General features: G+C 58.9%; 17 protein-coding genes, 1 rRNA gene and 1 riboswitch. Of the genes, 9 read left to right on the forward strand and 9 right to left on the reverse strand.

Annotation, left to right across the window (positions count from 1 at the left end):
* Nucleotides 1-2: 2 nt before the first annotated feature.
* The 3 genes from ACR6AS_RS12595 to ACR6AS_RS12605 all read left to right on the forward strand — a co-directional run bounded on the left by ACR6AS_RS12595 (nucleotide 3) and on the right by ACR6AS_RS12605 (nucleotide 3,517).
* The gene (locus tag ACR6AS_RS12595; protein WP_111141935.1) at nucleotides 3-788 is read left to right on the forward strand and encodes an ABC transporter permease; all 786 of its coding nucleotides are present in this window, start codon (nucleotides 3-5) and stop codon (nucleotides 786-788) included.
* Nucleotides 789-790: 2 nt separating this feature from the next.
* Nucleotides 791-1,783 carry an ABC transporter ATP-binding protein gene (locus ACR6AS_RS12600; protein WP_111141933.1) on the forward strand — a complete coding sequence of 331 codons (993 nt, stop codon included), beginning with the start codon at nucleotides 791-793 and terminating at the stop codon, nucleotides 1,781-1,783.
* 108 nt (nucleotides 1,784-1,891) lie between these two features.
* Nucleotides 1,892-3,517, forward strand: coding sequence for a Na/Pi cotransporter family protein (locus ACR6AS_RS12605; protein ID WP_111141931.1), 1,626 nt, complete (start codon nucleotides 1,892-1,894; stop codon nucleotides 3,515-3,517).
* Between the two features lie 72 nt (nucleotides 3,518-3,589).
* Here ACR6AS_RS12605 and panS read toward each other — a convergent pair whose 3' ends face one another.
* The 3 genes from panS to lysC form a co-directional block, all read right to left on the reverse strand.
* Entirely contained in the window at nucleotides 3,590-4,513 is a 924-nt protein-coding gene (panS, locus tag ACR6AS_RS12610; protein ID WP_367396003.1) for a ketopantoate/pantoate/pantothenate transporter PanS, read from the reverse strand.
* Between the two features lie 192 nt (nucleotides 4,514-4,705).
* Nucleotides 4,706-5,392: an aquaporin Z gene (gene aqpZ / locus ACR6AS_RS12615; RefSeq protein ID WP_304598438.1), complete on the reverse strand. Its 687-nt coding sequence runs from the start codon at nucleotides 5,390-5,392 to the stop codon at nucleotides 4,706-4,708.
* Between the two features lie 234 nt (nucleotides 5,393-5,626).
* Entirely contained in the window at nucleotides 5,627-6,979 is a 1,353-nt protein-coding gene (lysC, locus tag ACR6AS_RS12620) for a lysine-sensitive aspartokinase 3 (RefSeq protein ID WP_293774307.1), read from the reverse strand.
* A gap of 113 nt (nucleotides 6,980-7,092) precedes the next feature.
* Nucleotides 7,093-7,285, reverse strand: a riboswitch (Lysine riboswitch).
* Between the two features lie 380 nt (nucleotides 7,286-7,665).
* On the opposite strand from lysC, the gene pgi reads away from it, so the two are divergent.
* The 5 genes from pgi to ACR6AS_RS12645 all read left to right on the forward strand — a co-directional run bounded on the left by pgi (nucleotide 7,666) and on the right by ACR6AS_RS12645 (nucleotide 13,801).
* Nucleotides 7,666-9,312: a glucose-6-phosphate isomerase gene (gene pgi / locus ACR6AS_RS12625; protein WP_111142065.1), complete on the forward strand. Its 1,647-nt coding sequence runs from the start codon at nucleotides 7,666-7,668 to the stop codon at nucleotides 9,310-9,312.
* A gap of 566 nt (nucleotides 9,313-9,878) precedes the next feature.
* Entirely contained in the window at nucleotides 9,879-10,136 is a 258-nt protein-coding gene (yjbE, locus tag ACR6AS_RS12630) for an exopolysaccharide production protein YjbE (RefSeq protein ID WP_111142061.1), read from the forward strand.
* A gap of 187 nt (nucleotides 10,137-10,323) precedes the next feature.
* Nucleotides 10,324-10,971: a YjbF family lipoprotein gene (locus tag ACR6AS_RS12635; RefSeq protein ID WP_367396000.1), complete on the forward strand. Its 648-nt coding sequence runs from the start codon at nucleotides 10,324-10,326 to the stop codon at nucleotides 10,969-10,971.
* A complete protein-coding gene (locus ACR6AS_RS12640; protein WP_293774310.1) occupies nucleotides 10,968-11,711 on the forward strand; it encodes a capsule biosynthesis GfcC family protein in 744 nt (247 codons plus the stop codon). The genes ACR6AS_RS12635 and ACR6AS_RS12640 overlap by 4 nt, the downstream gene beginning before the upstream one ends.
* Nucleotides 11,711-13,801: a YjbH domain-containing protein gene (locus tag ACR6AS_RS12645; RefSeq protein ID WP_418799013.1), complete on the forward strand. Its 2,091-nt coding sequence runs from the start codon at nucleotides 11,711-11,713 to the stop codon at nucleotides 13,799-13,801. Before ACR6AS_RS12640 ends, ACR6AS_RS12645 begins: the two co-directional genes overlap by 1 nt.
* A 135-nt stretch (nucleotides 13,802-13,936) precedes the next feature.
* Here ACR6AS_RS12645 and metH read toward each other — a convergent pair whose 3' ends face one another.
* A complete protein-coding gene (gene metH, locus ACR6AS_RS12650; RefSeq protein ID WP_434162363.1) occupies nucleotides 13,937-17,620 on the reverse strand; it encodes a methionine synthase in 3,684 nt (1,227 codons plus the stop codon).
* A 190-nt stretch (nucleotides 17,621-17,810) separates the two neighbouring features.
* Here metH and iclR point away from each other — a divergent pair, with 190 nt between their 5' ends.
* Nucleotides 17,811-18,638, forward strand: coding sequence for a glyoxylate bypass operon transcriptional repressor IclR (iclR, locus tag ACR6AS_RS12655; RefSeq protein WP_111142050.1), 828 nt, complete (start codon nucleotides 17,811-17,813; stop codon nucleotides 18,636-18,638).
* Here iclR and aceK read toward each other — a convergent pair.
* From aceK to rrf, 5 genes are all read right to left on the reverse strand, one after another.
* The gene (aceK, locus tag ACR6AS_RS12660; RefSeq protein WP_434162366.1) at nucleotides 18,613-20,361 is read right to left on the reverse strand and encodes a bifunctional isocitrate dehydrogenase kinase/phosphatase; all 1,749 of its coding nucleotides are present in this window, start codon (nucleotides 20,359-20,361) and stop codon (nucleotides 18,613-18,615) included. The genes iclR and aceK overlap by 26 nt on opposite strands.
* Nucleotides 20,362-20,422: 61 nt before the next feature.
* Nucleotides 20,423-21,724 carry an isocitrate lyase gene (aceA, locus tag ACR6AS_RS12665; RefSeq protein WP_293774318.1) on the reverse strand — a complete coding sequence of 434 codons (1,302 nt, stop codon included), beginning with the start codon at nucleotides 21,722-21,724 and terminating at the stop codon, nucleotides 20,423-20,425.
* Between the two features lie 17 nt (nucleotides 21,725-21,741).
* Nucleotides 21,742-23,340, reverse strand: coding sequence for a malate synthase A (gene aceB / locus ACR6AS_RS12670; RefSeq protein WP_434162369.1), 1,599 nt, complete (start codon nucleotides 23,338-23,340; stop codon nucleotides 21,742-21,744).
* Between the two features lie 262 nt (nucleotides 23,341-23,602).
* Complete coding sequence (metA, locus tag ACR6AS_RS12675) at nucleotides 23,603-24,532, reverse strand: homoserine O-succinyltransferase MetA (RefSeq protein ID WP_434162371.1); 930 nt, start codon at nucleotides 24,530-24,532, stop codon at nucleotides 23,603-23,605.
* A 179-nt stretch (nucleotides 24,533-24,711) separates the two neighbouring features.
* A 5S ribosomal RNA gene (gene rrf / locus ACR6AS_RS12680) occupies nucleotides 24,712-24,827 on the reverse strand.
* Between the last annotated feature and the right edge of the window lie 5 nt (nucleotides 24,828-24,832).

Below are 24,832 nucleotides of genomic sequence, written 5' to 3' on the forward strand. Positions count from 1 at the left end.
CCATGTCACGCGCCGAACACCTCTATCACCGCATCATGGTCGGGCTGCTTTTTACCCTGCTGGCGCTGCCGCTGCTGGCAACGCTGCTCTATGCGCTCTCATCCGACTGGAGCAACACCATTCTGCCGCAGGGCTATAGCCTGAAGTGGTTCATCCAGCTCTGGAGCGACCCGCGCTTTCTGACGGCGCTGGGGCACTCTCTGCTGATCTGTTTCGGCGCGCTGCTCTTCTCGCTGGTGCTGATGCTGCCTGCCATGTTTGTGATCGCTTACTATTATCCCCGGCTGGATGCGGTGATGAATGTGCTGATCCTGATGCCCTTCGCCGTGCCCCCCGTCGTCTCCTCTGTAGGACTGCTGCAACTTTACTCCGCCTCCCCGCTGATGCTGACCGGCACACCCTGGATCTTAATCGGCTGCTATTTCACTATCGCGCTGCCCTTTATCTATCGGGCGCTGGCAAACAATATGCAGACGATCAACCTCAAAGAGCTGATCGATGCCGCACAGCTGCTGGGGGCCAGCACCTGGCAGGCGGCGCTGTGGGTCGTGCTGCCCAATCTGCGCAAAGGGATGCTGATTGCCGTACTGCTCTCGTTCTCCTTTCTGATCGGCGAGTTTGTCTTCGCCAATATTCTGGTCGGCAACCGCTATGAAACCCTGCAGGTTTACCTCTTCAACATGCGCAACGGCAGCGGCCACTTCACCAGCGCGCTGGTGATCTCCTATTTCGTCGTGGTGCTGCTGGTCACCTGGCTGGCTAACGCCCTGAATCCTGAGCGAGGCTGAATATGAGTTATCTGGAAGTCAGAGAGCTGAATAAGTCCTATGGGCCCACACCCATTTTTGAGCAGATCGATTTCAGTGCCGCAGAAGGGGAATTTGTTACCCTGCTGGGCCCGAGCGGCTGCGGCAAATCGACGCTGCTGCGCTGCCTGGCGGGCCTGACCGGCGTCGACAGCGGCGAGATCCGGCTGGAGGGCAAAGATATCGTGCCGCTGGCTCCGCAGAAGCGGGCGATCGGCATGGTGTTTCAGAGCTATGCGCTGTTTCCTAACATGACGGTGGAGAAGAACGTCGCGTTCGGCCTGAAGATGCAGAAACTGCCCGGGGCGCAGATCCGCCAGCGGGTGATGGAGGTGCTGGAGCTGGCAGAACTCAGCGACTATGCACGCCGCTATCCGCATCAGCTTTCGGGCGGGCAGTGTCAGCGCGTGGCGCTGGCGCGGTCGCTGGTGACGCGCCCGCGTCTGCTGCTGCTGGATGAGCCGCTGTCGGCGCTGGACGCGCGCATTCGACGCCACCTGCGCGATCAGATCCGGCGTATTCAGCGCGAGCTGAAACTGACTACCCTCTTCGTCACGCACGATCAGGAGGAGGCGCTGACGCTCTCCGACCGCATCGTGCTGATGAATCGCGGAAAAATCGTGCAGAACGGCGATGCGGAGGCGCTTTACACTCAGCCGGTCGATCTTTTTGCCGCCGGGTTTATCGGCAACTACAACCTGCTGAGCGCCGGAGAGGCAACGCGGCTGACCGGCCAGCCTTTCAGCAGCCAGGTTGCCATCCGCCCTGAGTCGATGCGGTTTACCGCACCGGGCGAGGGAATAGCGGCTGAAATCCTCAGCCACAGCCTGCTGGGCAACGTCATCCGCTACCGTATCCGGGCAAACGGGGTCGAACTTTCGGTGGATGTGCTGAACCGCTCGGCGGCCGATTTGCATCCCGCGGGCAGTCAGATTGGTCTACAATTGGAGATGTCGACTTTGCGCCAGGTGGCTTAAAACACAGGAAAAAATCACGCACAGCGCGGCAATCCCCCTTCGCAGATTGCGCTTCCCGTCAGGCTGGCAGTCTGTGCTTTGCGCCTGACGAACGAGGAGCGATGCCCCGTGTTAACTCTGCTTAATCTGCTCTCTGCCGTAGCCCTGCTGGTCTGGGGCACCCACATTGTACGAACCGGTATCATGCGGGTCTACGGCGCGGATCTGCGGCGGGTCCTGAGCCGCAGCATCGAAAAAAAACCCATGGCTTTTCTGGCGGGCATTGGCGTGACCACGCTGGTGCAGAGCAGCAATGCCACTACCTTACTGGTCACCTCCTTTGTGGCGCAGAATCTGGTCAGCCTGACGCCCGCGCTGGTGGTGATTCTGGGCGCCGACGTTGGCACCGCGATCATGGCGCGTATCCTGACGTTTGATCTCTCCTGGCTCTCACCGCTGTTTATCTTTTTTGGCGTGGTCTTTTTCCTCAGCCGCAAGCAGACGCGCGCTGGTCAGCTGGGCCGCGCCAGCATCGGACTGGGTCTGATCCTGCTGGCGCTGCAGCTGATCGTCGCGGCGGCGCGTCCGATAACCCAGGCTTCCGGTGTTCAGGTCCTCTTCTCCAGCCTGACCGGTGACGTGATGCTTGATGCGCTGCTGGGTGCGGTCTTCGCCATCATCAGCTACTCCAGCCTGGCCGCCGTGCTGATCACCGCTACGCTGACCGCCACCGGCGTGATCTCGTTTAAGGTGGCGCTCTGTCTGGTCATCGGTGCCAATCTGGGCAGCGGCCTGCTGGCGATGATCAACGCCAGCGGATCCAATGCGGCGGGCAAACGCGTGGCGCTTGGCAGTCTGCTGTTTAAATTCATCGGCTGCATCCTGGTCCTGCCGTTTGTCGATATTGTGGCGCACTGGCTCGATAAGCTGCCGGTTAACGATGAAGAGTTAGTGATCTTCTTCCATGTGTTTTACAACCTGATCCGCTGTGTGGCGATGGTGCCCCTGACTGACCAGATGGCGCGTCTCTGTCGTCGCCTGATCGCCGACGATATCGACACCACGCTGCATCTCAAACCCAGACACCTCGATCGCAGCGCGCTGGACACGCCCGCACTGGCCCTGGTGAACGCTGCCCGCGAGGCGCTGCGCATCGGAGATGTGCTGGAGCAGATGCTGGAGGCTTTCAGCAAGGTGGTGCACGGCGAATCCCGCGAGGAGCGCACGGTCCGGCGGCTGGATGATGATGTGGATGTGCTCTATACCGCCATCAAACTCTATCTGGCACGGATGCCGAAAGAGGATCTGCCCGAAGAGGATTCGCGCCGCTGGGGAGAGATTATCGAGATGTCACTGAACCTGGAGCAGGCCGGGGACATCATCGAACGGATGAGTGGCGATGTTGCCGATAAATCACTGGCGGCAGGCCGTGCCTTCTCTGCCGAGGGATTAAAAGAGCTGGAGGGGTTACTGGAGCAGTTGCTCGCTAACCTCAGAATGAGTCTGTCGGTGTTTCTGTCGCACGATGTCACCAGCGCCAGACGTCTGCGCCGCGCAAAACACCGCTTCCGCCTGATGATCCGCCGCTACTCGCACGCGCACGTCGATCGGCTGCATCAGCAGAACGTGCAGAGCATCGAAACCAGTTCGCTGCATCTCGGTCTGCTCGGCGACATGAAGCGTCTTAACTCCCTGTTCTGCAGCGTGGCCTACACCGTGCTGGAGCAGCCCGACGATGAACGTGATTATGAATAGGCCGCGAGCAGCCTGAACCGCCGGTTGCGCCGGAGTCTGGCGCAACCGGGATCGCCCCGCTATCCTGCGACGTCAGGGTGCCTTTTTCTTAATCGCTTTTCCCGACCAGTAGCCCGCCAGCAGTGAGCCAGAGAGGTTGTGCCACACCGAGAACAGCGCGCCCGGCAGAGCGGCCAGCGGCGAGAAGTAGAGCTTGCCCAGCGTTGCCGCCAGACCGGAGTTCTGCATACCCACTTCCAGCGCCAGGGTGCGGCAGGTGGATTCATCGAAGCCAAACAGCTTACCGCCCCAGTAGCCGCCCAGCAGGCCGATCGCGTTATGCAGGATCACCGCCGCGATCACCATCAGGCCTACCGATCCGATAAAACCCTGACTGCCCGCAACGACCGCGCTGATGATCAGCAGAATACAGATCATCGAAAACGCAGGCAGCCACGGCTCTACCCGGCGAACCACGCTGTTCATGCTGTGATGAATGATCAATCCCAGGGTAATCGGGATCACGACGATCTTCACGATGCTCAGCAGCATACCCGCCACATCCACCTGAATGTGAGTATCCACGTAGAAGCGGGTCAGCAGCGGCGTAGCGAACACCCCCACCAGTGCCGAAACCGAGGAGATGGTCACCGACAGCGCCACATCCCCTTTCGCCAGATAGATCATCACGTTGCTGGCGGTGCCGCTGGCCACGCTGCCCACCAGGATCATGCCGGCAGCCAGATCGGGCGGCATATGAAACAGTTTTGCCAGTCCCCAGGCCGCGAGCGGCATGACCAGATAGTGCAGAAAGGTGCCGGCGATCACCGGCGCAGGCCGGATCAATACCCGTTTAAAATCATCGATATTCAGGGTCACCCCCATACCGAACATAATCAGCATCAGCAGATAGGTGACCCAGGGGCCGATGCCGAGAAAGGTGACTGGCGAGTAATACGCCGCGGCGGATAACAACACGGCCCAGAGCGGGAACAGGCGGGTCAGGGTGGCGAGCATAGCCAGACTTCCTTATAAGAATGTGATGTTTTATGCAGGATTTCCCTGTCGGAGCGTCAGACAGGAACGACTGCCGTGACGAGGGCAGGATCATAACATCTCAGGATCGGGACGTAAGGCGAAGATCGGGCGAGGCGGGAAAATGCGGATCGACTGCTGCCGATCCGCAGGATATCGACGAAATTACGCTGCTTATTCCTGTAAACCGCGGTAGATCAAACCACCAATCACTGCACCGATAACCGGCATCAACCAGAACATCCAGAGCTGAGAGAGCGCCCAGCCGCCCTGGAACAGCGCGGCCGCGGTGCTGCGGGCCGGATTCACCGAGGTGTTGGTTACCGGAATGCTGACCAGATGGATCAGGGTTAACGCCAGGCCAATCGCCACAGGCGCGAAGCCTTTCGGCGCGCGTTCGCTGGTAGCGCCCATGATGACAATCAGGAAGATAGCGGTCATTACCCCTTCAGTGATCATGCCCGCCTGCAGGCTGAAGCCGCCTGGCGAATGTTCGCCATAACCATTTGCCGCGAAGCCACTCACCGTGGCATTGAAGTCACCTTTGCCGCTGGCGATCAGATAGAGCACTGCGCCCGCAGCGATGCCGCCCGCCAGTTGCGCAAGAATATAGGGGATGGCCTGTGACGCCGGAAAACGGCCGCCCGCCACTAATCCCAGGGTGACCGCCGGGTTAAAGTGACCGCCGGAGATATGCCCCACCGCGTACGCCATGACCAGCACGCTCAGCCCGAAAGCCAGCGCCACGCCCGTGAAGCCGATGCCCAGCTCAGGGAACGCCGCGTCCAGAATGGCGCTCCCACAACCGCCCGCCACCAGTACGAACGTACCCAGCGCCTCTGCGACTAACCTTTTCATGATATTTCCTAAATTTGGGTGAATTGATTCAGCGGCGGGATTATAAATCTGCGCAAGGGGAGCGCAACGGAGGTGCACGAAATGCGCAAAGAAATGGGTTGCCATTTGACAACGAGTAATCTAAGAAATTGTTTTTGCTTATTTTATTCAGACTATTGCAACGAGGAAGGACCGGACAAAAATCGGACACTCAGGCAGGTTTCAGGCCGCGCGAACGCGGCCTGAGGGCAAGGCGTTTTACTCGAACAGGTTGTGATGCAACGTCCGCACCACGCTTTCAGCGTCATTGCCCGGCACCAGGAAGCAGAGGTTGTAGCTGCTGGCACCGTAGCAGATCATCCGCAGGTTGAAGGGATCCAGCACACCAAACACCTCTTTGCCAACGCCGCAGGCTTTTGACAGCTGGTTACCAATAATCGCCACCAGCGCCAGATCTTCTTCCACCTCAACCCGGCACAGCGACGAGAGTTCCGTCAGCAGCGCCTGGGTCAGCAGGCTGCCACTGGTTGAGGTGGAGCCGGTGGTGTCCAGCGTCAGCGCCACGCTCACTTCGGAGGTGGTGATGAGATCAACAGAGACGTTGTGACGCGCCAGAATCGCGAAGAGTTCGGCGAGGAACCCAAAGGTGTGCAGCATGTTCAGACTGTGCAGCGTGAGCAGCGTCTGCTTGCGACGCAGCGCCAGCGCACGGAACAGCGGCGGGTTACGGGTTTCATTGCAGACGCGGGTGCCGCCCGCCGCCGGGTCCTTGCTGGAGCCGACGAAGACCGGAATGCCGCGGCGGACAGCAGGCAGCAGCGTCGCCGGATGCAGCACTTTCGCCCCGAAGGTCGCCATTTCGGCGGCTTCTTCGAACGTAATCTCATCAATGCGTTTTGCCGTTGGCACCACGCGTGGGTCGGTCGTGTAGATGCCCGGCACATCGGTCCAGATATCCACCCGCGCGGCGTGGAGGGCTTCGCCCAGCAGCGCGGCGGTGTAATCACTGCCGCCACGGCCCAGGGTCGTCGTGCGCCCTTCACTTTCGCTGCCAATAAAGCCCTGTGTCACCACCAGCGCCTGTGCAATGCGCGGCTGCAGCTGTGTCGTCGCCTGCTCCGCCAGCACTGCGACGTCCGGTGCGGCCCGGCCAAAGCGATCGTCTGTGCGCATCACCTTGCGGACATCAAACCATTCGGCGTTAACCTGACGTTCACGCAGAATTTCCACAAACAGCAGCGTAGACATCAGCTCGCCGTGGCTGACCAGTTCATCGGTCAGGGCGTGTGAGTTGGCCAGCGAAGCGGCTTCGGAGAGCATGCTGATATTGTCGATCATCCGATCGATTTCCTCGCGGATCACCGCCGGACGCTGCAGACGATCAACGATGGCGTACTGGATGCGGCGGATATCGTCCAGCAGCGTTGCGCGCTGGGCAGCCGGCTGGCCTTCGGCCAGCGCCACCAGCAGATTGGTAATGCCCGCCGAGGCGGAAAGCACCACCAGACGCGTGCTGGCGTCCTGCAGAACCACATCGGCGCTGCGGTTCATCGCTTCAAAATCGGCCACGCTGGTGCCGCCGAATTTTGCCACAATCAGAGTTTGAGACATGTAGGACCTCGTGTCAGGTTATCTTGTTCTCGCCGCAGAAAGGGTCGAGAAACATTCTTTCAGCCAGGCACAAGGAAAGAGCAGAAACGGGCAGACCAGATCGGGTAGACGAGTCACCCAGAAGCGCCCCACCTTGCGAAACGTCGACTGCAGACGTTTCTGGTGACAACCCAGAGGATTCAGCCCCTGTAGCCGACAGACAACACACCGCGTGCTGAACCGCCTCGGCGTCGCTCCCCATTATGTGTTTTCACCGGATACGGCTCCTCCAACACACTGCCTGGGCGACGCGCCTCTTCTGGCTTGCGCACAGGTGCGCAAGTAGGCGCATAGATTTAGCCTTTTCTGGCCCTGCTGTCAACGCCAGTGAGGCCCGGAATGTCGCATCAGAAAACAAATTACCCTCTGTCGCAGCGGCTACAGTGCTTAATGGGTTCAGCCTGTGCAGTAATCCCTGATAATGCACAACGTTTTATGCCCGCTTTCGCGGCACACTTTGCCGCGTCGGGCTGGGCGCTTCGCACCACTTAATGCTGGCGATAAGCGTCCGCTGTTCCGTGCGCCCGCCCGCCGGGCACTGACAAAATTTTTCCTTTCAGTTACAACTGTGGTCATACTGAAACGCTAAATGGGCAGGATCTGCCTCCGATGGAATGACGGTTCTTAATATCAACAAGAGTGTTGCCATGAAAAATATCAATCCGACACAAACCGCAGCCTGGAAAGCGCTGCAACAGCATTTTGAGCAGATGAAATCGGTAGAAATCGCCGATCTGTTCGCCCAGGATGCCGATCGTTTTGCCAAATTCTCTGCCACCTTTGATGATCAGATGCTGGTGGATTTCTCCAAAAACCGCATCACCCAGGACACCCTCGATAAGTTACAGGCGCTGGCCAGAGAGACCGATCTGAGCAGTGCCATTCACGCGATGTTTTCCGGCGAGAAGATTAACCGTACCGAAGATCGCGCGGTGCTGCACGTCGCCCTGCGCAACCGGAGCAATACGCCGATTCTGGTAGATGGCAAAGATGTGATGCCGGAAGTCAATGCGGTGCTGGAGAAGATGAAAGCCTTCTCCGAACGTATCATCAGCGGCGAGTGGAAAGGCTATACCGGTAAGCCGATCACCGATGTGGTGAATATCGGCATCGGCGGCTCCGATCTGGGTCCGTTTATGGTGACCGAGGCGCTGCGCCCGTACAAAAACCATCTGAACATGCATTTTGTCTCCAACGTTGACGGCACCCACATCGCCGAAACGCTGAAAGATCTCAGCCCGGAAACCACGCTGTTCCTGGTCGCCTCGAAGACCTTCACTACCCAGGAAACCATGACCAACGCCCACAGCGCGCGCGACTGGTTCCTGAAGACAGCCGGTGACCAGCAGCATGTTGCTAAACACTTCGCGGCACTGTCAACCAACGCCAAAGCGGTGGGTGAATTTGGTATCGACACGAACAACATGTTTGAATTCTGGGACTGGGTGGGCGGCCGCTATTCACTCTGGTCAGCCATCGGCCTGTCGATCATCCTCTCCATCGGCTTCGACAACTTTGAGCAGCTGCTGAGCGGCGCACACGCTATGGACCAGCACTTCGCCTCTGCCCCGGCGGAACAGAACCTGCCGATCCTGCTGGCGCTGATTGGCATCTGGTACAACAATTTCTTCGGTGCCGAAACTGAAGCCATTCTGCCTTACGACCAGTACATGCACCGCTTTGCTGCCTACTTCCAGCAGGGCAATATGGAGTCGAACGGTAAGTATGTGGATCGCGACGGTCATCCGGTGGATTACCAGACCGGCCCTATCATCTGGGGTGAACCAGGCACCAATGGTCAGCACGCCTTCTATCAGCTGATCCATCAGGGCACCAAGCTGGTCCCGTGTGACTTTATCGCGCCCGCCATCACCCACAATGCGCTCGCAGATCACCATCCGAAGCTGCTCTCAAACTTCTTTGCCCAGACCGAGGCGCTGGCGTTTGGTAAGTCACGCGACGTGGTCGAGAAAGAGTTTACCGATGCCGGTAAGTCTGCTGAGTCCGTGGCCCATATCGTGCCGTTCAAGGTATTTGAGGGTAACCGCCCGACCAACTCCATTCTGCTGCGTGAGATTACGCCTTACAGCCTGGGCGCGCTGATTGCCCTGTATGAGCATAAGATCTTCACTCAGGGCGCTATCCTGAATATCTTCACCTTCGATCAGTGGGGTGTGGAATTAGGTAAGCAGCTGGCGAACCGCATTCTGCCGGAACTGGAAAACGACGACGAGGTTACTTCGCACGACAGTTCCACCAATGCCTTAATTAACCGCTATAAGTCCTGGCGTTAATCGGCGTTAAATGAACAGGGCAGCCATCGCGCTGCCCTTTTTTTGTCCGTTTTTATCGCTGAACACGCCATTTATTCTTTTCCGGCCGCTGTCCGAGGCGGGAAAAGTCTTAAAACAGCCTGAGATAATTCTGAACCTGATCAGATGAAACTGGCGTATACCCAGTTTAAAATGGCCCTGAAAAGTGGCGGACCGGCCTGTTATCCTTTGATTAATAAGCTTATTTAATTCAGGCCGTTTTGAGTAAATTCTGATTATTCTTATTCCGTACCAGATATAAATAAAAAAGAACATTACGCTTTGCAACAGATTCGCAGACAGCGAAATATCTGGTATCCGCCCGAAACCCTCCCATATAAAGAGCAGTTATCGCCAATATTGCTCATTAAATCACGTTCGCGCCCCGCTATTTGCCCTGGTTTTTATGGCACTGAACTCTGATATTTTGTTGCCCTATAATGAACGCGCCCGCAATGGGCCTGTCCGTCACGCGGATCGCAGGTTATCTGCATCATCCGGGTTGCCGGTCAGAGATCCTTCATTCACTCAATGCAGGAAACGTTGTTATGAAAAAAACTATGGTTGCCGGTGCAGCCCTGATCCTCGTTGCTGTCTCTTCCGGCGCTTATGCTGCGCCACAGGAAGCGGGTGAAGCAGGTACTGCAGCAGGCGCGCAGGCGGGAGCCATCTCGTCCGGCACGTCCACCGCTGTGGGTATCGGTGCACTGGGCGCGCTGGTCGGGCTCGGCATCGCCGCTTCTGGCGGTGGTGACGGTGCGAATACCGGTACAACAACCACAACCACGACGAGCACCACTCGTTGATGGCTGCCCGACAGATGTCTGATGGCAGTCCGATGACCCACGGGCAAGGCTGAACACTCAACGGTGATTCAGCGGCGCAGCGTAGTTTTTCGTGTTGCTGTCAGCGCTGACGGGCAGAGCACTTTTAAACATAACCACACGTTTGTGTGGTTATTTTTACTTTGGCATGACTTATCAGGGACACACAGTGCGCCAACTTCCTCTGCTGCTCGCTTGCCTGCTGCTGCAGGCCTGTACACAAACGCAAAAAGGTCTTGAACAGACGTTGCTGCTGGCGGTTAACGGTCCGGACGACGTCACCGTCACCGATCAACAGGTCAGTAATCTCCCCTATGCCAGTCTCTACGCTCGTCTGAACAACGGCCCGCGCATTTTTGTGGTGCTGGGTTACAACGAGCAGGGTCAGCAGAAATGGGTGACGCAGGATCAGGCGATGCTGGTGACACAGCACGGCCGTCTGGTGAAGACCCTGGGCCTGACCGATAACCTGCTGAGCGTCAGCAATCTGCAACAGGATCCGCTCGCCAACGCCCTGCACCTCAGCAACGGCGCAGGCTGGACCCGCATCGTGCAGTGGACTGAACAGGGCAAGGTGCGCGGCGCAACCGTGCGTTCAACCTTCCAGCGCGGCACCGACGCGGTGCTGACGGTCGCGGGCAACCGCATTCCCTGCCGCGTCTGGCATGAGCAGGTGAGCATCGACAGCCTGCACCGTGAGTGGGAAAACACCTTCTGGATCGATAACAGCAGCGGCGATGTGGTGCAGGCCCAGCAGATGCTGGCGGCCGATGCCTTTCCTGTTGAAACCACCATTCTGAAGCCGGCGAAATCATGAAAAAAATTACTTTTTTGCTGGCCGGGCTGAGCCTGTTCAGCACCGCAGGCGCGCAGGCCGCTGCGCAGGTTACTGTCCATGCGCCGCACAAAGGTGGACAGGCTGAACTGAGCCAGATCGCCGATCTCGCCCAGCTGGTGACACTGCCTCCGCTGCAGGTGAATACGGACTGGCGCAGCACCTTTATTGCCGAGCGCGGTGCCACCGCCGTCGCCCGGCAGCACTATCAGCAGACACTGGGCGCGTTACGTGCCTGGCGCAGTGACAGCAGTGGTGAGCGGGCCGCGGCCATCGATGAGGTGATCCGCCAGCTCAGCGCCATCAGGGTGACAGGACGTCAGTTCACCTCGCTCGACCCGGACTGGATCCGTCTGCATCCGGCAGACAACCGGCGGCTCGAGGGCAGCTACGACCTCTGGCTGCAGGCTCCGTCCGACGCCGTGCTGCTGCTCGGCGCACTGCGCGGCGCAGGCAAAGTAAGCTGGCAGCCAGGCAAGTCGGTACGCGACTATCTGGAGGGGCATGAGGCACTCTCCGGGGCAGAACGCAATTTTGTTACGGTGATTGCGCCATCGGGAGCCACACAGCAGGTGCCCGTCGCGTACTGGAATCATCGTCACGCGGAAGTGGAACCCGGCAGCGTGATCTGGCTCGGCTTCTCCTCATGGAGCCTGCCAGGCAGCAACAACGATCTCAATGACCGCATCCTCTCCGTACTGACTCACCGGATACCAGACTGATGAAAAAACGTTATCTCTTCAGCCTGCTGGCTGTTTCTGTGGCGGCGGCCTGTCAGGCGCAGGCGGACACCTGGCCCGCACCGGTGGGCCCGTCACAATCCGATTTTGGCGGTGTGGGCCTGATGCAGGTGCCGACGGCACGCATGGCCAGAGAGGGCGAGTTCAGCCTCAATGCGCGCGACAACGACCAGTACCGCTACTACTCCGCCTCGCTGCAGCTCTTTCCGTGGCTGGAGACGACCGTGCGGTATACCGACGTGCGGACCCGTCAGTACAGTGCGGTGTCAGAGTTCAGCGGCACCCAGAGCTATAAAGACAAAGCGTTCGACCTGAAACTCCGCCTGTGGCAGGAGGGGTTCTGGCTGCCGGAAGTGGCGGTGGGTACCCGCGATCTCGGCGGCACCGGGCTGTTCGACAGCGAATATCTGGTCGCGACCAAAGCCTGGGGGCCGTTCGACTTTACTCTGGGGCTGGGCTGGGGCTATCTCGGCAACAGCGGCACCGTGAAGAACCCCTTCTGTTCCTACAGCGACAGCTACTGCCAGCGGCCACGGGTGGGCGAAGCCGGTTCCATCAACGGTTCGCAGATGTTCCACGGTCCGACGGCCTTTTTTGGCGGCGTGGAGTATCAGACGCCGTGGCAGCCGCTGCGCCTTAAAATGGAGTATGAAGGCAACGACTACCAGAATGACTTCGCGGGACGACTGGATCAGCGGAGTAAGCTCAACGTCGGCGCGATCTACCGCGTAACTGACTGGGCGGACATCAACGCCAGCTACGAACGCGGCAACACCTTTATGTTCGGCGTGACCTTCCGCACCAACTTTAACGACCTGCGCCAGTCGCATATCGACAGTGCGAAGCCTGCTTATCAGCCGCAGCCGCAACCGGCCCTGCTGGAGACAACCGTAGTGGGCGATCAGCTGGTCGCGCTGAAAGAGAATGCCGGGCTGGATGGCCCGCGTATTCAGACGCAGGGCCACACGCTCTATGTGTCAGGCGAGCAGACAAAGTATCGTGACACCCGCGAAGGCGTCGATCGCGCTAACCGCATCATCATGAACCACCTGCCTGACGGCATCGACACCATCAATGTCACCGAGTCGCGCTTTAACATGCCGCAGGTGACCACGGAGACGAATGTCGCCAGCCTGCGTAAAGAGCTGGAAGGCTATCCGCTGGGTCATGAGCAGCCGCTGCAGCAGGTTCGCAAAGAGCCGGTCGATCCGGGTAACACAGAACAGGGCATGTTCATCCGCAAAGATCGCCTGAACTACAGCCTGTCGCCGGTGCTGAATCAGTCGGTAGGCGGACCGGAAAGCTTCTACATGTATCAGGTCGGCGTCATGGGCAACGTCGATTACTGGCTGACGGATCACCTGCTGGTGGGCGGTAGCCTGTTTGGCAACCTCGCCAACAACTACGATAAGTTCAACTACAACGGCGCGCCGGCGGACTCCACGCTGCCTCGCGTGCGTACCCACATCCGCGACTACGTTGAGAACAACGTCTACGTCAACGATCTGCAGGCAAACTATATGGGCCACCTCGGTAACGGCTTCTATGGTCAGCTTTACGGCGGATATCTGGAGACGATGTATGGTGGCGTGGGCGGCGAGCTGCTCTATCGTCCGGTCGATGCTAACTGGGCGGTGGGCGTTGATGCCAACTACGTCCGTCAGCGTGACTGGGACAATATGATGCAGTTTAACCGCTACAAAGCGGCCACCGGCAACCTGACCGCTTACTGGCGTCCGTGGTTCATGCAGGATGTGCTGGTGAAGACCAGCGTCGGTCAGTATCTGGCGAAAGATAAAGGCGTGACGGTCGATGTGTCGAAGCGCTTCGACAGCGGCGTGATGGTCGGCGTGTATGCCACCAAAACCAACGTCTCGTCTGAAGAGTATGGTGAAGGCGACTTCACCAAAGGCTTCTACATCTCCATCCCGATGGACCTCTTCACCGTGACGCCGACCCGTGGCCGTGCGCAGGTGAACTGGGTGCCGCTGACGCGTGATGGCGGTCAGATGCTGGGTCGTAAGTACCAGCTCTATGACCTGACCTCCGATCGCGACGCGCGCTTCAACTAAGCAGAGAGCGGCCTTCGGGCCGCTTCCTGCTTCTGAGTGGAACAAGGCTCAGGGTGGATCTGGCCGCCACACCTGAGCGCAATGCGCAGGGAACCCCGCCAGAAGAGAAAAGCGGCCCGCTGGCCGCTTTTTTATTCACTCCGCATCGTAGCCGAGATTGGGTGCCAGCCAGCGCTCCACCTCACTCACCGGCATCCCTTTGCGAGCGGCATAATCCTCCACCTGGTCACGCTGGATCTGCGCGACGGCGAAATAGCGACTCTCGGGATGACTGAAATACCAGCCCGACACGGACGCACCGGGCCACATCGCAAAGGATTCAGTGAGTTTCATGCCGGTCTGCTCCTCCACCGCCAGCAGACGCCAGATGGCAGCTTTTTCGGTGTGCTCCGGGCAGGCCGGATAGCCGGGTGCCGGACGTATTCCCTGATAATTTTCCCGGATCAGCTCTTCGTTGCTGAGATTTTCGTTAGGCGCAAAGCCCCAGATCACTTTTCGCACCCGCTCATGCAGATATTCGGCAAAGGCTTCGGCCAGACGGTCCGCCAGCGCCTTCACCATGATCTTGTTGTAATCATCATGCTGGCGATCATAAGCCTCCGCCAGCGCATCCTCCTCCAGTCCGCCCGTTACCGCGAACGCCCCCAGGTAATCCGCCTTTCCTGAGGATTTCGGGGCCACAAAATCGGCCAGGCAGTAGTTCGCGAAGTCCGTTTTCTCAGTCTGCTGACGTAAGTGATGACTTACACACAAAATCTCCTCGCGCCGCTCATCCCGGTAAATATGGATATCATCGCCGACCCGGTTCGCCGGAAAAATACCGACCACGCCACGCGGCGCGAGCAGGGAGTGCTCGCTCAGTCTGTCGAGCATCGCACGGGCATCGGCAAACAGACGCTGCGCCTCTTCGCCTACCACCTCATCTTCCAGGATGCGGGGATATTTGCCCGCCAGCGACCAGGTCATAAAGAAGGGCGTCCAGTCGATGTAGTTGCGCAGCGTCTCAATGCTCACCTCCACCTGACTGACGCCTGGCCGATGCGGCACCGGCGGCGTATAGCTCTGCCAGTCGATGAGGGTGGCGTTGTCGCGCGCTGCCTGCAGCGGGACTGGCGGCGTGCGGGGCTTTTTGCGCGCGTGCTGGATGCGCACGGTTTCGTACTCCTTGCGGGTACGTGCGATGAAATCCTCTCTTAAGGTCGGAGAGAGCAGCGACGACACCACGCCCACGGTGCGTGAGGCGTTCTGCACATAGACGGTCGGGCCGCTGTAGTGCTGCTCAATTTTGACGGCGGTGTGCGCCTTCGAGGTGGTCGCGCCGCCAATCAGCAGCGGCAGCGTAAAGCCCTGTCGCTCCATCTCTTTCGCGATATTGACCATCTCATCCAGCGATGGCGTGATCAGGCCCGATAAGCCGATAATATCGGCATTCACTTCCCGCGCGGTTTTAAGGATTTTCTCGCCCGGCACCATCACGCCGAGATCCACAATCTCGTAGTTATTGCACTGCAGCACCACGCCGACAATATTCTTGCCGATGTCATGCACATCGCCTTTCACCGTAGCCAGCACGATTTTACCGTTGCTGCGCCCCGCCTCTTTGCTGGCTTCGATGAAGGGTTCCAGCCAGGCCACCGCCTGCTTCATTACGCGCGCCGACTTCACCACCTGCGGCAGAAACATTTTGCCTTCACCGAACAGATCACCCACTACGTTCATGCCGGCCATCAGGGGGCCTTCGATCACCTCAATCGGACGCGGCATCTGCTGGCGCGCCTCCTCGGTATCCTGTTCAATAAACGTTGTAATGCCTTTAACCAGCGCATACTCCAGCCGCTTCGCCACCGCCCAGCTGCGCCACTCCGCCAGCTGCTGCTCCTGGGACGCATCGCCTTTACCGCCGCGGTATTTCTCCGCCAGCGCCAGCAGTCGCTCGGTGCCATCATCGCGCCGGTTCAGAATCACATCCTCCACGGCATCGCGCAGTTCCGCGGGCAGATCGTCATAGATGGCCAGCTGACCTGCGTTGACGATGCCCATATCCATGCCGTTGCGGATAGCGTGATAGAGGAAGACCGCGTGTATAGCTTCACGCACCGGATCGTTGCCTCGGAAGGAAAATGACACGTTGGAGACGCCGCCGGAGATCATCGCGTGGGGCAGCTCCCGCCGGATATCTTCACAGGCGCCGATGAAATCCGCGGCGTAGTTATTGTGCTCGTCGATACCGGTGGCGACTGCAAAGATGTTGGGGTCGAAGATAATGTCTTCCGGCGGGAAACCGACCTGCTCCGTCAGGATCCGGTAGGCCCGGCGGCAGATCGCAATTTTACGGGCGCGGGTATCCGCCTGGCCCACTTCATCAAACGCCATCACCACCATCGCCGCGCCGTAACGCCGCACCTGACGCGCCTGTTGAATGAATGCCGCTTCGCCCTCTTTCATCGACACCGAGTTCACGATCCCTTTGCCCTGAATGCACTGCAGCCCCTTTTCAATCACCGCCCATTTCGAGGAGTCGATCATGATTGGCACACAGGCGATATCGGGTTCGCCCGCGATCAGATTCAGAAAGCGCACCATCGCGGCTTCAGCATCGAGCATCCCTTCATCCATATTGATGTCGATGATCTGCGCGCCGTTCTGCACCTGCTGCAGCGCCACCTCCAGCGCCTCGCTATATTTCTCCTCTTTGATTAACCGTTTGAATTTCGCTGAGCCGGTGACGTTGGTGCGCTCACCGACGTTCACAAACAGCGACTCTGCGGTGATGTTCAGCGGCTCCAGGCCTGAAAGGCGACAGGCGACCGGGAGAGTCGGCAGCGGGCGCGGTGCGACCCCTTCCACTGCGGCGGCCATGGCCGCGATATGCTCCGGCGTGGTGCCGCAGCAGCCGCCAACGATATTCAGGAACCCCGCCTTCGCCCACTCACCAATCTGCTCTGCCATCCGCGCCGCATCCAGATTGTACTCCCCGAACGCATCAGGCAGTCCGGCGTTGGGGTGCGCGGACACGTAGCCTTCCGCAATCCGCGACAGCTCCGCCACATACTGACGCAGCTCATCCGGTCCCAGCGCACAGTTCAGTCCAAAGGAGAGCGGTTCCGCGTGACGCAGGGAGTTGTAAAAGGCTTCGGTGGTCTGGCCGGAGAGCGTGCGGCCGGAGGCGTCGGTAATGGTGCCGGAGATCATCAGCGGCAGCGCAACGCCCAGCGCCTCCATCTCCGTCTGCACCGCATAGACCGCCGCCTTGGCATTCAGCGTATCGAACACGGTTTCGATCATGATGATGTCCGCCCCGCCCGCCACCAGCGCACGGGTCGCTTCGCGATACGCCGCCACCAGCTGGGTGAAGGTAATATTGCGGAAAGCGGGATCGTTAACATCAGGCGAGATCGAGCAGGTGCGGTTGGTCGGCCCCAGCACCCCCGCCACATAGCGCGGCCGATCCGGTGTTTTTGCCGTCCAGGCGTCGGCGCAGGCGCGCGCCAGCCGGGCGGCTTCAAGATTGATCTCCGCCGCCAGGCTCTCCATCCGGTAATCCGCCATCGCGATCGAGGTGGCGTTAAAGGTGTTGGTTTCAAGGATATCCGCCCCCGCTGCCAGATAGGCGTCGTGGATCTCGCGGATCACCTGCGGCTGGCTCAGCACCAGCAGATCGTTATTGCCTTTCAGATCGCAGGGCCAGTCAGCGAACCGGCTGCCGCGAAACGCTTGCTCTTCCAGCCCACAGCGCTGGATCATGGTGCCCATGCCGCCATCCAGCACCATAATGCGTTGGGCGAGCTGCTGATGTAACGCGTCGATTTTTCTGCTCACTGTTGCCCCATTCACGTCAGTCTGCCAGCGAAAACCCCGGTTTTCATTCTGGCACAAGCTGGTCAGGCGACAAAGTGACCACAGTTAAGACATTTTCAGCACGACGTGACAGGTCTGACCAGAAAACCAGCGTTTGCAAACCGGCGGATTAAAACGAAAATGATTTCCACAATGCAAAAGGAGAAACACGATGGCAACGCCGGTTCCTGTAAAGCGTGGCAAGAAACCCCGAAGCTCCCCTGCCGCCGCGTCTGCGGGTGGACAGGTGCAGTCGCTGACCCGTGGCCTGACGCTGCTGGAGCTGATTGCCGATTCACATGGCAGCGTCGCCCTGACCGAACTGGCGCAGCAGGCGGGCCTGCCGAACTCCACCACACATCGCCTGCTCAGCACCATGCAGCAGCAGGGCTTTGTCCGCCAGGTCGGCGATCTGGGTCTCTGGACGATGGGCGCGCACGCCTTTGTGGTCGGCAGCAGTTTTCTGCAGAGTCGCAATCTGCTGGCGCTGGTTCATCCGGTACTGCGCAGCCTGATGGAGCAGTCCGGCGAAACGGTGAATCTGGCGGTGCTGGATCTCAGCGATCACCAGGCGGTGATCATCGATCAGGTGCAGTGTACCCAGCTGATGCGGATGTCAGCACCGATTGGCGGCAAGCTGCCGATGCATGCGTCAGGCGCGGGCAAAGCGTTTCTGGCGCATCTGGGAGACGATCAGGTCACCGCCCTGCTGCATCAGAAGGGTCTGCATTACTACACGCCAAAAACCCTGATGTCACCGCAGAGCCTGAAAGAGAATCTGGCGCAGGTGCGCAAAGCGGGCTTTTCGCTGGATGATGAGGAGCATGCGCTGGGGCTGCGCTGCGTGGCCGCACCTATCTATGATGAGCATGGCGAGGCGTTTGCTGCGCTCTCTATCTCCGGCCCCATTGCCCGCATGACAGACGATCGGATTACGGAACTGGGGGCGCTGGTCATCCGGGAAGCGCGTCAGGTCACGCTGGCATACAGCGGTCGTTAACCGCTTCAACGGCGTAGCAGACGCTGAAACGCTGCGTCTGCCGCCAGGCGATCACCTCTTCCACATGGCCCCGGGCAATGCGCTGCTGCTGCGTGCGCCACCAGCTGGCGTCGAATATCTCCGGGTGCAGCGTCAGCAGCAACGCGCCGGTCACGGCTTCGCTGCATAACGCATAGCGGAAGGTTTCCGGAAAAACATCGTCCGGCCCGACGCTGTACCACGGCTCGGCGCTCAGCTCATCCTCCTCATAGCGCGCCGCCGGCACCTCACGAAAGTTCAGATCCTGCATCGGGCGAATCTCATCGTAGTCGTAGAAGATCACCCGGCCATGACGGGTGATGCCGAAGTTTTTAAACAGCATGTCACCCGGAAAAATATTGGCCGCCGCCAGCTGTTTAATGGCATTGCCATACTCTTCGATGGCGTGATGTCGTTCGGCGGCGCTGGCCTGCGCCAGATAGAGATTGAGCGGTTGCATACGCCGTTCCAGCCACAGATGACGGATGATCAGGCGATCGCCTTCGACATGCAGTTTCTCCGCACAGCAGGCGTAAAGTTCCGCCAGCAGCGCCGGTGAAAGACGCGCCAGCGGTAGCGCAAACTGCTCGAACTCCTGGGTGTCCGCCATTCGCCCCACGCGATCGTGCTCTTTGACCTGCTGATAACAGGCACGGACCTGCGCTTCCGTTACCTCTTTTTGCGGTGCAAAGCGATCCCGGATGACTTTGAACACCCAGTCAAAGCCTGGCAGCGTAAAGACCAGCATCACCATGCCACGCACGCCGGGCGCGACCTCAAACGCCGCCCTGTTCTCGGCCAGCGCCTGCAGATATTCGCGATAGCATTCAGTCTTGCCGTGCTTCTGGCAGCCGATCGCCATATAGCGCTCCGCCAGCGTTTTGCCGGGCAGAATCGGCTGCAGCCAGGCGACCAGCGCCGCCGGCACCGGGGCATACACCATGAAACAGGCGCGGGCAAAACCGAAAACGATGCTGGCGTCGTTCACATCGGTCAGACAGGTGTCGATCCAGAGTTCGCCCGCCTCACTGCGCTGGACGGGCAGCAGGCAGGGAAAGATCCCCTCCGGCAGATGCAGACGCGCCACCAGCCAGGCGGTTTTATTGCGGTAGAAAAGCTCGCTGTTGACCTCAAGCCAGCCCTGGTTCAGGCGGGGAAAGTGCGACTGCAGGTGGCGGACAATCCAGCCGACATCGCGCGCACGCTGCTGCCACGGCAGGGTTAACGGCAGATCGTCCAGCATCTGATCCACCAGCGCCAGCCAGCCCCGCTGCGGCTGATACGTGCGCGACAGCGGACGCAGAGGAGTGACGGGCGCAGCCCCGGACTGAGAGGTGAAGATAAACAGCCGATCCGGCTGCAGATCGGCATGTCCGTGTAAGCGGCAGTAGACGGAATTAAAAAAACTTTCCGCAATTTCATGTCGCGGATAGCCGGGCAGCAGGCTCTGATAGTGATCCTTAACCCGCAGCCAGAACGTCACATCCCAGTCTGCCGCGCCGTTCAGCACCCGCAGCTGGTCAGCAACCAGTCTGACATGATGATCATAGAGATGAATACGGGCCTTCATGGCATGCTGCACCGCCTGCCACTCCGCCTGTTCAAAGCGCTGCTGCGCGCCAGCCGTAATGTCGAGGAAGCGGCCATACTGCGCATCGAATCCCTGCAGAATGGTGTGGGCGATCAGCGATTCGCGTGGCGGCATAATCGGCTCCGGTCAGTGCCCGCCCGCACGAGGCGGGCGGGAAATCAGTCAGCAGAACAGGTCAGAATTGATGCTCTTCGGTGGAACCGGTCAGCGCCGTCACCGACGATTTTCCGCCCTGGATGATGTTGGTGACCTGATCGAAATAGCCGGTGCCCACCTCCTGCTGGTGCGAGGAGAAGCTGTAACCGCGATCGCGGGCGGCGAACTCAGGCTCCTGAACCTTCTCAACGTAGTGACGCATGCCTTCACCCTGCGCGTAGGCGTGAGCCAGATCGAACATGTTGAACCACATGCTGTGGATGCCCGCCAGCGTAATGAACTGAAAGCGATAGCCCATGTCGCTGAGCGACTGCTGAAACTTCGCGATGGTGCGATCGTCGAGGTTCTTTTTCCAGTTGAACGAAGGTGAACAGTTATAGGCCAGCAGCTTGCCCGGAAAGCGTTCATGAATGGCATCGGCAAAGCGCTGCGCCATCGCCAGATCGGGCGTGGAGGTTTCGCACCACAGGATGTCAGCGTAAGGCGCATAGGCCAGCCCGCGGCTGATCGCCTGCTCAATCCCGGCGTGGGTGCGGAAGAAACCTTCTGCCGTGCGGTCGCCGCGGATAAAGGGCCGATCATACTCGTCGCAATCAGAGGTCAGCAGATCCGCCGCATCGGCATCGGTCCGGGCCAGCAGCAGGGTTGGCACGCCCATGACATCCGCCGCCAGCCGTGCCGCGACCAGTTTCTGGATCGCTTCCTGCGTCGGTACCAGCACTTTGCCGCCCATGTGGCCACATTTTTTCACCGCCGCCAGCTGATCTTCAAAGTGAACCGCCGCCGCGCCCGCCTGAATCATCGCCTTCATCAGCTCAAACGCATTCAGCACGCCACCAAATCCGGCTTCCGCGTCCGCGACGATTGGCAGAAAGAAATCAGTGTGGCGGCTGTCACCGGCTTCGATACCGCTGGACCACTGAATCTGATCGGCGCGCTGGAAGGTCTGGTTAATGCGCGTGACAACTTCAGGAACGGAGTTCACCGGATAAAGCGACTGATCCGGGTACATCTGCCCCGCTACGTTGGCATCCGCCGCCACCTGCCAGCCAGAGAGGTAGATCGCCTCGATGCCCGCTTTCGCCTGCTGCAGAGCCTGCCCGCCCGTCAGCGCCCCCAGGCTGTTGATATACCCCTTCTTCGCCCCGCCGTTCAGCAGCGCCCAGAGCTTCTCCGCACCGCGCGTGGCCAGCGTACAGGCGGGCAGAACCGATCCCCGCAGATTAACCACCTCTGCCGCGCTGTAGGGACGGGTAATTCCCTGCCAGCGTGCGGTCTGCCAGAGTTGTTCGAGTTGTTCTGTCTGTTGAGTACGTGTCATGGCAATAGCTCCTCTGTTCAGGGGATCAGGCGATAGCCTGGCAGGGTAAGAAAGGAAACCAGCTCGCGCTCCGTGGTGATCTGCGCCATCAGTTGCGCCGCATCGTTATAGCGACCGGCGCTGAAGTGCGTTTCGCCCAGCGCGCTCTGCAGCAGGTGCAGCTCCTCATTCAGCCAGCGCAGAAACAGTTCAGCGGTAACCGGCTGACCATTGCTGAGGCGCTGCTGATGATGAATCCACTGCCAGATAGAGGTGCGCGCAATCTCCGCAGTCGCCGCATCTTCCATCAGCCCGTCAATCGGCACACAGCCGTTGCCGCTGATCCAGGCTTCCAGATAGTGCAGCGCGACACGGATGCTGGCGCGCATACCGGCTTCAGTCCGCTCACCCTGGCAGGGCGCGAGCAACTGTTCTGCGGTGATGGGCGCATCCTCTTCACGCAGAATGTGCAGCTGGTTCGATCGCCTGCCCAGTGCGGCATCGAACACCGCCATCGCGGTATCGGCCAGGCCAGGGTGCGCAATCCAGGTGCCGTCATGTCCGTTACCGGCTTCCCGCTGCTTATCTTCCTTCACGCGCTGCAGTACCCAGGCGTTCCGCGAAGGATCTTTCGCGGGGATCAGCGCCGACATGCCGCCCATCGCATACGCGCCCCGCCGATGGCAGGTTTTGATCAGCAATCGCGAATAGGCATTCAGGAACGGCTGATCCATGGTGACGGACTGGCGGTCAGGCAGCACGCGATCGGCATGCTGTTTCAGGGTCTTGATGTAGCTGAAGATGTAATCCCAGCGGCCGCAGTTGAGACCGGTGATGTGATCGCGCAGATTCCACAGGATCTCATTCATCTGGAAGACGGCGGGTAACGTTTCGATCAGCACCGTGGCCTTGATCGTCCCGCGAGGAAGATCAAAGTGATCCTCACTGAAACTGAAGATCTCACGCCACCAGGCGATCTCCTGCCAGCTCTCGGTTTTTGGCAGATAGAAGTAAGGCCCGCTGCCTTTAGCCAGCAGGGGACGAACGTTGTGGAAGAAGTAGAGCGCAAAATCAAACAGCCCGCCGGGAATCGCCTCACCCTGCCAGCTGACATGCTTATCAGACAGATGCAGGCCACGAACCCGGCACATCAGAACCGCAGGATTAGCAGCTAACTGATAAACTTTGCCATTCTCGCTGGTGTAACTCAGGGTGCCCCGCACCGCCTCCTGCAGTGTCCGTTGCCCTTCAATCAGTTTCTTCCATTCCGGTGACAGCGAATCTTCAAAGTCAGCCATAAAGACTTTTACGTTGGCGTTCAGCGCATTAATCACCATTTTGCGATCGGGCGGCCCGGTAATTTCAACCCGGCGATCGGCTAAATCGGCCGGGATGGATTGGATGCGCCACTCACTCTCTCTTATGGAAGCCGTTTCCATATCGAAGTCCGGGAGATAGCCCTGATCGTAACGGTGCTGCCGCTGCTGGCGGGCCAATAGCAGGGCCTCACGTTGTGGTGCAAATCGCGCGACCAGCTTCTCAAGGAAGGCGATCGCTTCGGGGGTTAACACCTCCTGTTCGGCGTGGTTAAAGGGCTGGCTGAAAATCAGGGAATGGCTGATCACTGAGTCTGTCATGCTGGCGCTCTCCTGTATTCAAAGGATCGAATTCAGCGGATCCATAGGGTGCTGGTTTTATGAGCTACAGGATCAGAGCATAAGCATTTATTTTCTTAAATCAAAAACTATTTCCATTTTATAAGTGAATGATTCTTATCTGCATGAATTTAATGATATTAAAGTTCATAAAGATAAAGGAAAGCTTTTCATTGGCGTTATAGAGGCGAAAAAAAACCGTGCTGCCAGTGGCTAACACGGTTCAGCTGATCCCGGATCGGAACTATTCCAGCGTCGGATTCATGCGGCGCAGATCGAATGGCGTAATCTGGTAAACGTAGTAGTTGAGCCAGTTGGAGAACAGCAGGTTGCCATGACTACGCCAGGTCGCGCGCGGTGGCAGGGCCGGGTTATCCTGCGGAAAGTAGTTATGGGGAATGTCCGGATTCACGCCAGCTTCATAATCGCGATGATATTCACCCGACAGCGTCAGGGCGTCATACTCCGGATGGCCGGTTACAAACGCCAGTCGTTTGTCCTTGCTCGCCATCAGATAGGCGCCCGTCTGTTCCGATTCAGCAAACAGTTCAAGATCGGTGTAATCCCTGATCAGCCGGGAAGGGAAATCCGCATAACGTGAATGAGGCGCCAGGAAATTATCGTCAAATCCCCGTGTCAGTAACGCATGGGGATGCAGTATCTGATGCTCGTAGACGCCCGACAGTTTGTTATGCCGGGTTTGCTTGGGGATGCCATACAGAATATTGAGTGCGGCCTGCACTGCCCAGCAGACAAACAGGGTAGAGGTGACATGCTCATTTGCCCAGTGCAGCACGCGCTGGATCTGCGGCCAGTAGGCAACATCATTAAAATCGACCAGCCCGAGTGGCGCACCTGTAACGATTAAGCCGTCATAGTTGTCATGCTGGATATCTTCAAAATTGCAGTAGAAGTTATTGAGGTGCTCAGAGGGGGTGTTACGCGACTCGCGGCTGTCGATACGCAGCAGCTGAATATCGATCTGCAGTGGCGAGTTGGACAGCAGGCGCAGAAACTGATTCTCCGTTTCGATCTTCTTCGGCATCAGATTCAGTATGAGTACTTTAAGCGGGCGGATCTCCTGAACACTGGCGCGCGACGAGGTCATCACAAAGACGTTTTCGTCGCGTAAAAAATTCACTGCCGGTAATTCGTCGGGGATCCTGATTGGCATAGCCTGCTCACCTCTTGCAACCATATAAACGTTTAGACATCTGGATGCCCAACATTAGCCTGATCGGTCGAAATTGTCGAGGCTTGATGCAGAAAATGAAAATGTTTCAGCTTAGACTGGCAGAGTACGGACGTAAAAAAGCCCCGCACTTCCGTGCGGGGCTTCTTCACTTGTACAATGCCTGGCAGTTCCCTACTCTCGCATGGGGAGGCCCCACACTACCATCGGCGCTACGGCGTTTCACTTCTGAGTTCGGCATGGGGTCAGGTGGGACCACCGCGCTAAAGCCGCCAGGCAGAT

The sequence above is a fragment of the Pantoea phosphatilytica genome, assembly GCF_051025615.1.
In the GTDB taxonomy this organism is placed as follows: Bacteria; Pseudomonadota; Gammaproteobacteria; order Enterobacterales; family Enterobacteriaceae; genus Pantoea.

What these genes read in the sequence shown, in the direction of transcription:
- ACR6AS_RS12595 (WP_111141935.1), top strand. Translation starts at nt 3, where the DNA reads ATGTCACGCGCCGAACACCTCTATCACCGCATCATGGTCGGGCTGCTT.
- ACR6AS_RS12600 (WP_111141933.1), top strand. Translation starts at nt 791, where the DNA reads ATGAGTTATCTGGAAGTCAGAGAGCTGAATAAGTCCTATGGGCCCACA.
- panS (WP_367396003.1), bottom strand. Translation starts at nt 4,513, where the DNA reads ATGCTCGCCACCCTGACCCGCCTGTTCCCGCTCTGGGCCGTGTTGTTA.
- lysC (WP_293774307.1), bottom strand. Translation starts at nt 6,979, where the DNA reads ATGTCTCAAACTCTGATTGTGGCAAAATTCGGCGGCACCAGCGTGGCC.
- pgi (WP_111142065.1), top strand. Translation starts at nt 7,666, where the DNA reads ATGAAAAATATCAATCCGACACAAACCGCAGCCTGGAAAGCGCTGCAA.
- yjbE (WP_111142061.1), top strand. Translation starts at nt 9,879, where the DNA reads ATGAAAAAAACTATGGTTGCCGGTGCAGCCCTGATCCTCGTTGCTGTC.
- ACR6AS_RS12640 (WP_293774310.1), top strand. Translation starts at nt 10,968, where the DNA reads ATGAAAAAAATTACTTTTTTGCTGGCCGGGCTGAGCCTGTTCAGCACC.
- ACR6AS_RS12645 (WP_418799013.1), top strand. Translation starts at nt 11,711, where the DNA reads ATGAAAAAACGTTATCTCTTCAGCCTGCTGGCTGTTTCTGTGGCGGCG.
- iclR (WP_111142050.1), top strand. Translation starts at nt 17,811, where the DNA reads ATGGCAACGCCGGTTCCTGTAAAGCGTGGCAAGAAACCCCGAAGCTCC.
- aceK (WP_434162366.1), bottom strand. Translation starts at nt 20,361, where the DNA reads ATGCCGCCACGCGAATCGCTGATCGCCCACACCATTCTGCAGGGATTC.
- aceA (WP_293774318.1), bottom strand. Translation starts at nt 21,724, where the DNA reads ATGACACGTACTCAACAGACAGAACAACTCGAACAACTCTGGCAGACC.
- aceB (WP_434162369.1), bottom strand. Translation starts at nt 23,340, where the DNA reads ATGACAGACTCAGTGATCAGCCATTCCCTGATTTTCAGCCAGCCCTTT.
- metA (WP_434162371.1), bottom strand. Translation starts at nt 24,532, where the DNA reads ATGCCAATCAGGATCCCCGACGAATTACCGGCAGTGAATTTTTTACGC.